The organism is Flavobacterium sp. MR2016-29 (assembly GCF_015350695.1).
GTDB lineage: Bacteria > Bacteroidota > Bacteroidia > Flavobacteriales > Flavobacteriaceae > Flavobacterium.
The window spans coordinates 1-13,884 of record NZ_JADKPU010000011.1 but is presented as its reverse complement, the minus strand read 5'-3'; the positions used below and the strand labels follow the sequence as shown (position 1 = coordinate 13,884).

15 protein-coding genes are annotated in these 13,884 nt (G+C 32.9%); 9 read left to right on the top strand and 6 right to left on the bottom strand.

Annotated features, from left to right (window positions below; genetic code table 11):
- Positions 1-129 precede the first annotated feature (129 nt).
- A complete protein-coding gene (gene aceB, locus IR010_RS18605; RefSeq protein WP_194605893.1) occupies positions 130-1,731 on the bottom strand; it encodes a malate synthase A in 1,602 nt (533 codons plus the stop codon).
- Positions 1,732-1,939: 208 nt separating this feature from the next.
- Between aceB and IR010_RS18600 the strand changes: the two genes are divergently transcribed.
- The 4 genes from IR010_RS18600 to IR010_RS18585 all read left to right on the top strand — a co-directional run bounded on the left by IR010_RS18600 (position 1,940) and on the right by IR010_RS18585 (position 5,565).
- Entirely contained in the window at positions 1,940-3,421 is a 1,482-nt protein-coding gene (locus IR010_RS18600; protein ID WP_194605999.1) for a helix-turn-helix domain-containing protein, read from the top strand.
- 6 nt (positions 3,422-3,427) lie between these two features.
- Positions 3,428-3,787: a hypothetical protein gene (locus IR010_RS18595; protein WP_194605891.1), complete on the top strand. Its 360-nt coding sequence runs from the start codon at positions 3,428-3,430 to the stop codon at positions 3,785-3,787.
- Between the two features lie 377 nt (positions 3,788-4,164).
- On the top strand, positions 4,165-4,881 hold the full coding sequence (locus IR010_RS18590; protein ID WP_194605888.1) for a pirin family protein: 717 nt from the start codon (positions 4,165-4,167) through the stop codon (positions 4,879-4,881).
- 150 nt (positions 4,882-5,031) lie between these two features.
- Entirely contained in the window at positions 5,032-5,565 is a 534-nt protein-coding gene (locus IR010_RS18585) for a YceI family protein (protein WP_029273228.1), read from the top strand.
- 83 nt (positions 5,566-5,648) lie between these two features.
- Here the strand turns inward: IR010_RS18585 and IR010_RS18580 are convergent, their stop codons facing one another.
- Positions 5,649-6,509 (bottom strand): helix-turn-helix domain-containing protein, encoded by an 861-nt coding sequence (locus tag IR010_RS18580; protein WP_194605886.1) that lies wholly within the window; start codon positions 6,507-6,509, stop codon positions 5,649-5,651.
- A 142-nt stretch (positions 6,510-6,651) separates the two neighbouring features.
- On the opposite strand from IR010_RS18580, the gene IR010_RS18575 reads away from it, so the two are divergent.
- From IR010_RS18575 to IR010_RS18565, 3 genes are all read left to right on the top strand, one after another.
- Positions 6,652-7,014, top strand: a complete 363-nt coding sequence (locus IR010_RS18575) for a DUF983 domain-containing protein (RefSeq protein ID WP_194605884.1) — start codon at positions 6,652-6,654, stop codon at positions 7,012-7,014.
- Positions 7,015-7,088: 74 nt separating this feature from the next.
- On the top strand, positions 7,089-7,964 hold the full coding sequence (fabD, locus tag IR010_RS18570; protein WP_194605882.1) for an ACP S-malonyltransferase: 876 nt from the start codon (positions 7,089-7,091) through the stop codon (positions 7,962-7,964).
- A gap of 109 nt (positions 7,965-8,073) precedes the next feature.
- A complete protein-coding gene (locus tag IR010_RS18565; RefSeq protein ID WP_194605880.1) occupies positions 8,074-8,352 on the top strand; it encodes a hypothetical protein in 279 nt (92 codons plus the stop codon).
- Positions 8,353-8,489: 137 nt separating this feature from the next.
- On the opposite strand, the gene IR010_RS18560 is transcribed toward IR010_RS18565, so the two are convergent.
- From IR010_RS18560 to IR010_RS18550, 3 genes are all read right to left on the bottom strand, one after another.
- Positions 8,490-8,687: a hypothetical protein gene (locus tag IR010_RS18560; protein ID WP_194605877.1), complete on the bottom strand. Its 198-nt coding sequence runs from the start codon at positions 8,685-8,687 to the stop codon at positions 8,490-8,492.
- Positions 8,688-8,993: 306 nt separating this feature from the next.
- The gene (gene galE, locus IR010_RS18555) at positions 8,994-10,007 is read right to left on the bottom strand and encodes a UDP-glucose 4-epimerase GalE (RefSeq protein ID WP_194605876.1); all 1,014 of its coding nucleotides are present in this window, start codon (positions 10,005-10,007) and stop codon (positions 8,994-8,996) included.
- Positions 10,008-10,120: 113 nt separating this feature from the next.
- Entirely contained in the window at positions 10,121-11,251 is a 1,131-nt protein-coding gene (locus IR010_RS18550; RefSeq protein WP_194570534.1) for a DegT/DnrJ/EryC1/StrS family aminotransferase, read from the bottom strand.
- Between the two features lie 136 nt (positions 11,252-11,387).
- On the opposite strand from IR010_RS18550, the gene IR010_RS18545 reads away from it, so the two are divergent.
- The gene (locus tag IR010_RS18545; protein WP_194570535.1) at positions 11,388-12,629 is read left to right on the top strand and encodes a 3-deoxy-D-manno-octulosonic acid transferase; all 1,242 of its coding nucleotides are present in this window, start codon (positions 11,388-11,390) and stop codon (positions 12,627-12,629) included.
- Positions 12,630-12,969: 340 nt separating this feature from the next.
- Positions 12,970-13,182 (top strand): hypothetical protein, encoded by a 213-nt coding sequence (locus tag IR010_RS18540; protein ID WP_029273221.1) that lies wholly within the window; start codon positions 12,970-12,972, stop codon positions 13,180-13,182.
- 179 nt (positions 13,183-13,361) lie between these two features.
- On the opposite strand, the gene IR010_RS18535 is transcribed toward IR010_RS18540, so the two are convergent.
- Positions 13,362-13,736 carry a hypothetical protein gene (locus IR010_RS18535; RefSeq protein ID WP_029273219.1) on the bottom strand — a complete coding sequence of 125 codons (375 nt, stop codon included), beginning with the start codon at positions 13,734-13,736 and terminating at the stop codon, positions 13,362-13,364.
- Between the last annotated feature and the right edge of the window lie 148 nt (positions 13,737-13,884).

Genomic DNA, 13,884 nt, shown 5'->3' with positions numbered 1-13,884 from the left:
ACTTGACTTAAATAAATAGTATTCGGAAGATCTGCGCAGATCTTTTCATTCACATTCGATCTGCCTGATCTGCCAAATCTGCGTGAGAAAATTATTCGCCCGCAGATCTCGCAGATTTAGCAGATTTTTTTATAAATATTTGTAACACGGAATCGTTAAGAAATCAACGAAATCTGTACTTACGACTAATCTTTCCAGTACTTTTTCAGCCAGTGGAAATTGTTGTTTTTCGTGATTTTCTTCGCCTAATTCCTCTTTTATTTTTCTGAATTCATCTAAAGCCAATTCGTGATAATAAGCCAAATCTAATTTTCGTCCATTATCTAAAACCACTTTATTCTGCAGCCATTGCCACAATTGCGATCTCGAAATTTCTGCTGTTGCAGCATCTTCCATTAAATTATGCAATGCTGCCGCGCCTTGACCGTTAAGCCATGAAGCTAAATACAAAACTCCAACATTGATATTTTTTCGAACGCCGTTTTCAGTGATTATTCCGATTGGTGGTTCAATCAAATCTGCTTCTGTAATTTTGCGATGTTCTCTTTTAATATGAATCTGGTTTGGAGTTGGCATTCCTTTATCAAAGATTTCTTTTGCCAGCGAAACCAAATCCGGATGTGCAACCCAGGTTCCGTCGTGACCATTTCGAACTTCGCGTTCTTTATCGGTTTTCACTTTCGCGAAAGCGATGGAATTAGCTTCTTCATTATTTCGAATCGGAATCTGCGCGGCCATTCCGCCGATGGCGTGAATGCCTCTTTTATGACATCTTTGAATAACCAAATTGGAATACGCATTCATAAAAGGTGAAGTCATATTTACCTGATCTCGGTCCGGAACGATGAATTTTGGATTTTTTCTAAACTTTTTGATGTAAGAAAAAATATAATCCCAGCGTCCGCAGTTTAAACCCACGATATGTTCTTTTAATTCGTAAATAATTTCATCGAGCTGAAAACTTGCTGTAATGGTTTCAATTAGAACTGTTACTTTTATCGTTCCTCTTTTCAGCTTCAAGTAATCCTCGGTAAAATCAATTACATTGTTCCACCAGCGCGCTTCCAGATAGTGCTCTAATTTCGGAATGTAGAAATAAGGTCCAGAATGATTTTCTAAAAGTCGTTTATGATTATGAAAAACATACAAACCAAAATCTACCAACGAACCCGAAACTTCTTTCCCTTCAATTAAAAGATGTTTTTCTGGCAGATGCAAACCTCTTGGACGCACAATTAGTGTTGCCGTTTTTTCATTTAAATGATACGATTTCTGTTTCACCAAATCAGTAAACGTGATTGTTTTATTTACTGCGTCAATTAAATTTACCTGTCCGTCCATCAGATTTTGCCAGGTTGGCGAAGTGCTGTCTTCAAAATCGGCCATAAAAGTTTTTGCTCCCGAATTCAAAGCGTTGATAATCATTTTGCGATCAACGGGTCCAGTAATTTCTACTCTTCGGTCTAATAAATCTTTCGGAATTTCGCCTGCTGTCCAATTACCTTCTCTGATACTTTTGGTTTCTGGAATAAAAACCGGCATGATTCCCTGATCAAAAGTGACTTGTTTTTGATCGCGCTGCAAAAGCAATAGTTTTCGCTGTGATTCGAATTTTCTATGCAGTTCAGTTATAAAAGCAATCGCTTCTTCTGTCCAGATCTTTGGATAACGAAGCTTCTTTTCGGCTAAAAATTCCATTGCCGTTTCGGTAGTTTCAATTTGGTTTTTCATAGCTGCTGATTTTTATTTTAATTGGTCAGCTATGCAATCGCTTAGTCTATTTTGCCTTCCAAAAGACAATATTTTAATTAGCGATGTCATAGCTAATAAGTTTTACACTACAATGTTACAAAAAGTTTTTTATAAAAATAGCGAACGTTCGCTAAAATTTAAAAATATTTTTTTGGCGATTATTTGTAAATCAGTTACATTTGATATTATGGATATCGAAAAAGACTATATAAAGCTGATATTTGGGCTCAAACTCAAGCAAGTCAGAACTCAAAAAAATCTTTCTCTTTTTGGCTTAGCCAAATTGACGAATCTTTCAAAATCGTATTTAAACGAAATTGAAAAGGGAAAAAAATATCCAAAAGCAGACAAAATTTTGCTTTTATGTAAACATTTGGACGTGACTTACGACCAAATGGTGTCTTTAAAACTAGATAATAACTTGGCTCCTATTGGCGAAATTCTAAAATCTGGAATTCTAAAAGAGATTCCCCTTGATCTTTTCGGAATTCAGGAAGCCGATTTAATAGATATTATTGCTAATGCTCCAGCCAAAGTCAATGCGTTTATTAGTACCATTATAGAAATTGCACAGCATTATAATTTAAGCCGTGAAAGTTTCTTTTTAGCCGCTTTGCGATCTTATCAGGAAGCGCACAGTAATTATTTTGAAGATTTAGAAGAGAAGGTAATTGGGTTTTCGAAGTCATTTCAGATTAATTTAGATTCTAAAATTACTATTGAAGAATTAGAAGCGATTTTAAAAGAAGAATACGAATATACTATAAAAGAAATCGCTTTTACCGATCAGGAAGCTTTGGGCGATTTGCGTTCGATTTATGTTCCGAAAAGCAAAACTTTATTACTTTCAACAGAACTCGACGCTCCGCAGAAAGCTTTTATTTTAGCTAAAGAAATTGCTTATAATTACCTAAAAATTTCAGATCGATTACTGACTTTCAGCTGGATTAAATTTGAAAATTTCGATCAGGTTTTGAACAATTTTTATGCTTCTTATTTTGCAGGCGCTTTATTATTGCCGAGAAAATTGGTTGTGGACAAAATCAATAATTTCCTAAATAATGAAAAGCCAAATCCAGAAGAATTTGTTTCGTTAATTGAAAGCTTTGAAGTTTCGCCGGAATCGTTTTATCAGCGCTTAACGAATTTATTACCGAAAGATTTTCAGCTGAAAAATTTATTCTTTTTAAGAATGTCACATCCTATTGGTTCAGATGTTTATCAGATAAAAAAAGAATTACATATTACAAATCAGCAAGAACCTCACGCTAACGAAACCAATGAGCATTATTGCAGAAGATGGGTTTCGGTAAAAACTATAAATGAAGCGATCAGACAAAATAAACCGCATTTTTTTGATGCTCAAATTTCGAGTTATGTACATAGCGGGAACGAATATTTAGTTTTTTCATCGGCAACAAAAGATCCTTTTGTAGAAAATAATATTAGAAGTATTTCGGTTGGAATTTTAATTAATCCGACAATGAAAAAGAAATTCAAATTCATTGAAGGAAAACCACTTATTAAGCGAATTGTCGGCGTTACGTGTGAAACTTGTGATGTCAAAAACTGTCTCGAAAGAGCTGCTCCGCCGATTGCCCTGGAAATGAAAAAACGCCATGACAACACAGATTTTGTTGTACAGCAGTTTATTAATCAATATAGTTAAAACGTTATGAAATATTTTGCCTTACTAATAATGCTGTTTTTTATAAACTTCAATCAGGAAACAGAAAAACTTACTGGCCGTTATAATTATTTAATTGAAAACGACAATGTCTATATCCAAAAAGATAAAATTACTTTTAAGGATAGTGTTTTTGTCTTTGATAACAAGTTTATGCCAAAAGGGAAAATTTCTTATGGCAATACAATATTATTAGACAATTTTATCAATACTGATTTAATTATAAGCATCCCAAAAGATCAAATTAAAAAAGATACTATTGAATTTTTCATGCATGATAAGAAAAGTTCAGCTGCGAATTATCTGGATGAAGTGGTTGGGAAAGGGAAATTGATTAGGATAAAGTAATAGGAGTTTTTTTAAAAAATCTCGCAAAGACGCGAAGTCGCAAAGTTTTATTTCACTTTGAATATAATTAACTAACATATCTTCTCACAATCTTGTCATCTCGACGAAGGAGAGATCACACAAGACTCCAATCCTGTAATCTTAAATCTTTGTCGAGCCACTTGTGTGATCTCTCCTTCGTCGAGATGACAAACTGTGTGTTAGACGCACTACTGTGCGTCTCTACCTTAAAACCTTTGAACCTCTGCAACTTTGAGCCTTTGCACCTAAAATCTAAAAACCTCAAAACCCCAAAAACCTTTCTTAATCTAGATTAAGTGCTTTTCGTTGACCTTGGCGGTATCTTTGTACTATAAAAATAACAAAACACATAGGTCATGGAAAATATAGTATTACATAAAGCAGAAACAAGAGGAAACGCAAATCACGGATGGCTTAATGCTTATCATAGTTTTAGTTTTGCAAGCTGGTACAATCCGGATAGAATTCAGTTTGGAGCACTTCGCGTTTTGAACGATGATACAATTGCAGGCGGCATGGGCTTTGGAACACATCCTCACGATAATATGGAAATTATTACGATTCCGCTAGAAGGAGATTTAGCACACAAAGACAGCATGGGAAATACTGAAATCATCAAAAATGGTGATATTCAGGTGATGAGTGCCGGAACTGGGGTACAGCACAGTGAGTTTAATCCAAATGCAGATCAGCAGACTAAATTGTTGCAAATCTGGTTGTTTCCGAATAAAAGAAACGTTGCTCCGCGTTACCAACAAATAACTTTAGACGTTGCGGACAGACATAATAAACTTTCTCAGATTTTATCTCCCAATGCAGATGATGAAGGAGTTTGGATTCACCAGGACGCTTGGTTCAATATGGGTAATTTTGACTCAGGTGTATCTACAGAATATACAATTAAAAAGGAAGGAAACGGCGTTTACGCTTTTGTTTTAAAAGGAAACTTAACCATCAACGGTCAGGAATTAAACACTCGTGATGCTGTTGGAATTTCTGGAACTGACATTTTAAAAATTCAAGCCAATACAGATGCTGAATTTTTATTAATGGATATTCCAATGAACTATTAATTCGACAGCAATTTTTCAAACAAAAACAAAATAAACAAAACGGACAATTAAAAGTTATTTCATTTCTTAATCTAGGTTAAGTGCCAAATGAAGACAGTCGAAGTAACTTTGTCCTATCAAAATGAAATTAATTATTTAAAAATAAAAATTATGGCAACTACAAAATGGTCAATTGACCCAACTCACTCAGAAATTGGATTTAAAGTTAAACACATGATGTTTACAAATGTTTCAGGAAAATTTGGAACATATGACGCTACAATTACTACAGAAGGAAATGATTTTGAAAACGCAGCAATCGAATTTTCTGCTGATATTGCTTCTGTAGACACTGCAAATGCAGACAGAGACGGACACTTAAGAAGTGCAGACTTTTTTGATGCAGAAAGCAATCCAAAATTAACTTTCAAAGCTTCATCATTCAAAAAAATCGATGATGGAGATTACGAAATAGTTGGAGATTTGACAATCAAAGGTGTTTCTAAAGAAGTAAAATTCCCTGTTGAATTTAGCGGTATCATGACTGATCCTTGGGGAAATACAAAAGTAGGTTTAAGCATAGAAGGAAAAATTAATCGTAAAGATTGGGGTTTAAACTGGAACTCAGCTCTTGAAACTGGAGGCGTTTTAGTAGGTGAAGAAGTTCGTTTAAACATTGAATTACAATTTGTAAAACAAGCTTAATACTTTATAATAGGTTTTAATTTGGTTGGTTAAAAATCCTGCACTTTTTAGGAAGTGCAGGATTTTTTTTAGGAACTTCGACTTCATTTTATATTTCTAAATTCCGTTGGCGACATTCCCGTTTGTTTTTTGAAGAATCTGGAGAAATATGAATAATCTTCGTAACCTACTTTAAAGGCAACTTCGTTTACGGCTAGTTGTTTATCGATCAGCATTCTTTTTATTTCCAAAATTACGCGGTCTGTAATTACTTCTGTGGCGGTTTTTTGAAGGATTTCATTACAGATTCTATTTAAATGTTTCAGGGTGATATTTAGTTTTTCTGCATAAAAAGATGGCAGTTTTTCCGTTCTGAAATATTTCTCTAAAAGCGATTCGAATTTATTGATTTTAATATTATACGAATGTGTTTGGTGCGAGTACGTTTCATTGTATTTACGGGCAATTTCGATATGAATCGAATCCAACAAATTCAACATTTTGTCGAGCTGATACTTTAAATTCTCATTATTTTCCTGTATCAGCAGATCAAAATAAGGCTGGATTTTCGGAATTTCATTTTCTTCAAAAACCATTTCTGGTCGATTATGAATAGAATGATAAAAATTATATTCGTTTATATTTTTCTGTCTGAAGTATAAATTGTACAATTCCTGCGAAAAGATAATCACAAAACCTTCAATATCTTCAGATAAACTCCAATGATGCATTTGTCCTGGCTGCAACACAAAAAGACTTCCTCTTTTGATTTCAAATTGATCAAAATCGATCTCGTGCAATCCTGAACCTTTCGTAAAAAACACCATTAAATAGGAATCGTGACGGTGCGGTTCTTCGACAAAACTGTGACTTTTTAAATGCTCTTTAAAAGTATTCACATAAAAATCTCGGTGAACATCATTGCAGCTAAAATTCTGAACACTATAAATTGGATATTTTTTCATGCGATATTAAATTTTAGATTGTAGATTTTGGAATTTGAAAACTCAAACAAAATGTCTTTATTGTGCTATAAGTAGCGAAGATATAAAAAAGACTTTTATCCTGCTCTATATTACCTTTGTATAAATAAAAAACAACAAGATCATGTCAAATGCATTAACTCATATTTTAAGTAACGAATGTCCTGTTTGTCATAAAGGAAAAGTGTTTACAGACAAAAATATATTTTTGACTTTTGGACTTCCAAAAATGAATGAATACTGCAGTCACTGCCATTATAAATTCCAAAAAGAACCTGGGTATTTCTTTGGCGCTATGTATGTAAACTATGGATTAACAGTCGCTCAAGGTATTGCAACCTATTGTGTTGCACAGTTTTTCTTTGAGAGAAATTTCGATTTAAGAATCATTCCGATCATTGCAATTGTTATTACTTTGCTTACTTCCTTCAACCTTCGATTTTCAAGATTAGCGTGGATTTATATGTTTAAAGATTATACGAGCTAAAAAAATACTATTTTTGCCTTCCAATTGAAACTAATTTTCAATTTTAAAAAAAAAGTAAAAATTAAATTAGACAAATGAAAGCATACGTATTTCCAGGTCAAGGCGCACAGTTTACAGGAATGGGCAAAGACTTATATGAAAACTCGGCTTTAGCCAAAGAATTATTCGAAAAAGCTAACGAAATTTTAGGTTTTAGAATTACTGATATTATGTTCGAAGGCACTGCCGAACAATTAAAAGAAACTAAAGTTACACAGCCAGCGGTATTTTTACACTCTGTTATTTTAGCTAAAACTTTAGGCGAAGATTTTAAACCTGAAATGGTTGCAGGACATTCTTTAGGAGAATTTTCAGCTTTGGTTGCCAACGGAACTTTATCTTTTGAAGATGGTTTGAAATTAGTTTCTCAACGTGCGCTTGCTATGCAAAAAGCCTGCGAAATCACTCCATCTACAATGGCTGCTGTTTTAGGATTAGCTGATAATATTGTGGAAGAAGTTTGCGCTTCTATCGACGGAGTTGTTGTTGCCGCAAATTATAACTGCCCAGGGCAATTGGTAATTTCTGGTGAAACTTCAGCAGTAGAAAAAGCTTGTGAAGCGATGAAAGCTGCGGGAGCAAAACGTGCTTTAATCTTACCTGTTGGAGGAGCTTTTCACTCGCCAATGATGGAACCAGCAAGAGAAGAATTAGCCGCTGCAATTGAAGCAACTACATTCTCTACTCCTATTTGCCCAGTTTACCAAAACGTGACTGCAAATGCTGTTTCTGATGCAAACGAAATTAAAAAGAACTTAATTATTCAATTGACTGCTCCTGTAAAATGGACTCAATCTGTACAACAAATGATCGCTGACGGCGCTACTTTGTTTACTGAAGTTGGTCCAGGAAAAGTATTAGCTGGTTTGATTAATAAAATTGATAAAGAAGCGGTTACTGCGAATGCTTAATTAGTATTCCGTTTTCGATCGCAGTTTTTCAGTTACTATCTAGATAAAGAAAATCCTCATGAACAGAATGTTTATGAGGATTTTATATATTTACAAACAAAATTATTTTATGAAATATTTTTTTAACGAAATTATTCAAAGACCTACTGTCTTTTCAATTTTAGGAATGTTAGCAATAATTTCAGGAATTCCATTTACCCTCTACGCCTTGACATTGAATGGGGGAGCAATGCTGGGTGCCTTATTCTCATTTGGCCTTGTAATAATTTCTCTTATTTTTATGTCAATAGATAGAGTTTTGGTCGAAAAAATTAATCTTAAAATTGTAAATATCTTAGAAATAATTATTTTAATTCTTTTATATTTTTTCCTTGATATCAGCAATTAAAACCCAAAATTAAACGCCCTATGCTTCTTCGCATTAATTATTTATAGCCCCTGTTACCAAATAATTTTGATTTCTTTTTTCAAAAAACATACATCAAGTTGTTCATGTATTAGCTTTGTAGAAAATATAATTCAAACCTAAATACTGAAGTGATTTGGAGCTTTCTTATGTGAAGATTTTTTTATTCGCTCAGGAATTGCATCATAAATGTGTGAAACATACTCTTCAGCAGATTGAATAAAACCAAAATATTCTTTTTTATACAGACTGACAACTAAATCATCAAGATAATGAATGACATTTGAATTATAAATAACTTCTATTTTCCCCACCATTCTCTGATTCTTCTAATTAATTCCGCTTTTGTCTCTTCCGGTGTAAATCCTTTTGCAAATTCGGCATCAAAATCAAAAGTTTCTCGATTTATTCCTTTAAACGTAGGTTTGTGAACTTCGTATTCAACTCTGGGTTCTTCAACCTTATATTTTTTTATTTTCTTTTTCCGAACCCATAATTTTTACATTTTACTCTTAGAAAATTACAAAATAAATTCAATTTAAATAAAAAATCCCAAAATGATAATCATTTGGGATTTTTTTATATTTAGTTTTTAAACTGAAAACTGAGACTAAGACCGAAAACTAAGAACGAACTTTCTGTTCCCATTTCCAAGCGCTAGCCATTGCTTCGTCTAAGCTTAGTTCTGCTTTCCAGCCTAAAATATTGTTTGCTTTATCTGTATTTGCGTAAGCTTCGGTAATATCACCTTCGCGGCGCGGTTTAATTACGTACGGCAATTTTTTATCGCTAACTTTTTCAAAGCTATGAATTACTTCTAGAACCGAACTACCTTTTCCTGTTCCTAAATTAAACGTTTCAACTTTTTGCAAATTCTTTTTATTGAACAAACGCTGTAATGCGATTACATGCGCCTTTGCTAAATCTACAACATGAATATAATCACGAACAGCAGTTCCGTCTGGAGTTGGATAATCATTTCCAAAAACTGATAATTCCTGACGCAATCCCATTCCGGTTTGTGTTATAAACGGAACTAGATTTTGAGGAACTCCTAAAGGCAATTCTCCAATTTCAGTACTCGAATGTGCTCCAATCGGATTAAAATAACGCAATAAAATCGCGCTGATATTAGTCACTTTTGCAGTATCTGTAATAATCTCTTCTCCAATTTGTTTCGTGTTTCCATAAGGAGACATTGCTGCCTGCACAGGAGCATCTTCTGTAATTGGCATTTTTTCGGCTTGCCCGTAAACTGTACAAGACGAACTGAATATAAAACTTGCTTCAGGTTTTTCCTTTAATTCCTGTAAAAGATATACTAAGCTGCTAATGTTGTTTTCGTAGTATAAAAGTGGATTTTCAACACTTTCTCCAACTGCTTTAGAAGCTGCAAAATGAATAACTCCAGTAACATCGTTATGTTTTTTAAAGAAATCATGAACTGCACTTTTTTCTCTTAAATCAATTTTTTCGAATAAAGGCGTTTTTCCTGTTATGGAAGCAATTCCTTTCAAAACATCTTCTGAAGAATTCGAAAGATTATCAATTATCACTACTTCAAAGCCTTCATTTTGCAATTCGACTACGGTGTGAGAACCAATAAAACCTAATCCTCCTGTTACTAATACTTTCATGTTTTTTTAGCTTATAAAAATAGAGTAAAGAATATAGATTTAAATTCTATAATATCTTTTCTATTATCTTTTTAATTTCTATTCTCTTAGTCTATACTCTTTCTTCTAATTTCTTATTTCAAAAATTCTAAAACAGAATCTGTAATAAATTTAATTTGTTCGTCATCAAGCTCAGTATGCATTGGCAAAGCAATAACTTCTTTTACCAACTGATTTGTAACTGGAAATTGCTCTTCTTTATAACGTGTATCCACATACGCTTTTTGTGAGTGTAACGGAATTGGATAATAAATTGCACACGGAATTCCTTTATCCAACAAATGCTGCATCAAGGCATTTCTGTCTGCATCTATAATTCTCAATACATATTGATGAAAAACGTGATCATTTTCATTTGCATCAAATTCTGGTGTAATGATGTGCGCATTTCCAGCGAAAGCCACATTATATTTTGCAGCTGCTAAACGGCGAGCAGTATTATATTCATTTAAAAAAGGTAATTTTGCATTTAAAACTCCAGCCTGAATACTATCCAAACGTGAATTCACGCCCACAACATCGTGATGGTAACGCTCATACATTCCGTGATTTACAATTCCACGGATAATGTGTGCCAATTTATCATCATTTGTAAAAATTGCTCCACCATCTCCATAACATCCTAAGTTTTTAGATGGAAAAAATGAAGTTGCCGCAACATGACCAATAACCCCAACTTTGCTTTTTGTTCCAGATTTTGAAATATAATCAGCTCCAATTGCTTGAGCATTATCTTCGATTACATATAAATTATGTTCAGCTGCAATTTCCATGATAGCATCCATATTGGCAGCACGGCCAAATAAATGTACCGGAACAATGGCTTTTGTTTTTGGTGTTATCGCTTTTTTAATCGCCTCGATATCAATATTCATATTATTAACATCAACATCAACTAAAACTGGAGTTAACTGCAATAATGCAATAACTTCAACAGTCGCTGCAAAAGTAAAATCAGCAGTAATAACCTCATCGCCTGGTTTTAAATCTAATCCCATCATGGCAATCTGCAAAGCATCTGTACCATTTGCACACGGAATCACATGTTTTGCACCCAAATAATCTTCTAGATTTTTTTGAAATTGCTGAACTAATGGCCCGTTTATATAAGTATTTGTATCTAAAACCTCTTGAATTGAAGCATCAACGGCAGTTTTTATTTTTTCATATTGACTTTTTAAGTCAACCATTTGAATTTTTTTCATTTTCAATATATTTTTAAAATCAGAGATCAGCTTGTAAACCAGAATCTCTAAAAGGAGGAACAAAAATAGTTATTTAATACCTTCAAACCAATGAAAATAACCGAAAGAAATGTAATTTAGCCACAAAAATAAACAGATGCTTTTTCTATATAATTTAGTTGTTTCTATTGCGGGGTTTTTTCTGAAAATTATAGCGCTTTTTAGTCCGAAAATTAAGCTTTTTGTAAATGGCCGAAAAAATGTTTTTTCCATTTTAGAAGAAAAAATCAAACCTTCTGATAAAACGATCTGGTTTCATTCTGCTTCGCTTGGCGAATACGAACAAGGCTTGCCTGTAATTGAAAAAATCAAAGAAAAATATCCTTCGCACAAAATTATTGTTACTTTTTTCTCTCCTTCAGGTTACGAAGTAAGAAAAAACAACAATGTCGCTGACGTTACTGTGTACCTGCCTTTAGATACAAAAAGAAATGCAGAGAAGTTCTTAAAACTAGCACATCCTGAATTGGCTTTTTTTATTAAATATGAATTCTGGCTGAATTATTTAAAGGAATTAGAAACCAGCAAAACACCAACCTATTTGATTTCCGGAATCTTCAGAGACAATCAAATGTTTTTTAAATGGTATGGAGGTTTTTACAGAAAAGCACTAAATGCCTTTACTTATTTTTTTGTGCAGAATGAAAAATCTAAAGAAAAAATTGAAGCTCTTGGATATCATAATGTTATTGTTTCTGGAGACACTCGTTTTGATCGTGTTAATGCAATTTTAGAAAGAGACAATTCAGTAGATTTTATTGAAAAATTCAAAAACAACAATCAGACAATAGTTATAGGAAGTTCTTGGCCAAAAGACGAAGCTTTGATAGCTGATTATATAAATCAAGCTCCTGAGAACATAAAATTCATCATTGCTCCTCATAATATTAAACAAGATCAGATTGCAGCTCTAAAATCACAGATTACAAAATCAACTGTTTTATTTTCAGAAAAAGATACCGTTTCCGATTTATCAAATTATAGTGTTTTTATTATTGACACAGTTGGGTTACTGACCAAAATTTACAGCTACGGTACAATTGCTTACGTTGGTGGCGGTTTTGGAAATCCTGGAATTCACAATGTTTTAGAACCGGCAACTTTTGGGATTCCCATTATAATTGGTCCAAATTATTCAAATTTTGCAGAAGGAGTAGAATTAGTAAAAATTGGAGGATGCGCTGTAATCTCTAATAAAGAAGAATTAAAAGAAAAATTTGATCACTTACTTTCTGATACAAACTTTTTGAAAGAAAAAAGTCTAATCTGCAAAGATTATATTCAAGATAATAGAGGAGCTACAAATACGATAATGAAAATCGTCTCAGAAACGATTTAAAATCAGAAAACCCTATTTCTGCATCGTATTTTGAATAAAAAGCGCTTAAACAAGCTTATTTTGCGTTTTAAACGATGCAGAATATTCAATTAAAAGCAAAATAAACTGCAGCTTATAGAATACAAACTGCTATTTTTTTTATTGAATATTCAACGAAAAATAAATTACACAAAAAATACAATAATATAATATTTTTTTACTATTTTGGCATATTCTTTGATGAATAAGATAAACGTGAGCAGGGAAAATATTTTAAAAAAAAAGTGAAAAAATATTTTACATATTAAAAAATTTATATCTTTGCCACGAATTAATAATTAACCTTTTATAATAAAGTAAGATGAAAAAAGTATTTTTAAGTTTAGCTGTTGTTGCTGTTTTAACTGTTGTATCTTGTAAAAAAGCTGACGCTGCAGCTGAAACTACTGTAGATTCTACTGCTGTAACTGTTGATTCTGCTGCTGCTGTAGTTGATTCTGCTGCTGCAACTGTTGACTCTGCTGCTGCAAAAGTTGACTCTGCTGCTGCTAAAGTAGAAGAAGTAAAAAAATAATTAGAACCTAAGTTCTAAAGATTTTAAAACCATCCTTGAGATGGTTTTTTTTGTGCTTATATTTTTGAAAATTCCAAGAATTTGAAGCCAAAAAGAAAAACAAAAAGAAATCCCGAATTCCAATATTGAAAATATTGGAATTCGGGATTTCTTTTTGTTTGAATTTATTTTTTTTCCAATCACTCCATTTCATCCTCAACAACCTCCTCATCTTCAAAAATCGAATCACTTGATGAGAAGTCTAAAATTTCCGCTCTTGAAGAATACGTCACTATTTCTTTAATTCCTTTCTGTAAAAGCAATTCTGTGGTGTATTTTCGACTTGTCGCGAAGTGAACCTCGCCAAGCATCAGTTTAAAAAAGTATTTTCCGCCAGAACCTTTAAATTTTAAAAACCTAGCAAGCTCGACATTTAATTTAAACTTCTCTATATCTTCCTCGCACTCAAATTTCAATTCATAACTCAAACTCGTAAATATCACCTTCCCTTTTCTGGAAGTAAACACAAATTTATATTCATCATTAAATCGCTTACTAATTACAAAGGCACCCATTTACAATTTTAGATTTTAGATTGGAGATTTCAGATTCTTGGATTCTTGGATTCTTGGATTCTTGGATTCTTGGATTCTTAGATTCTTGGATTCTTAGATTCTTAGATTCTTAGATTCTTAGATTCTTAGATTCTTAGATTCTTAGATT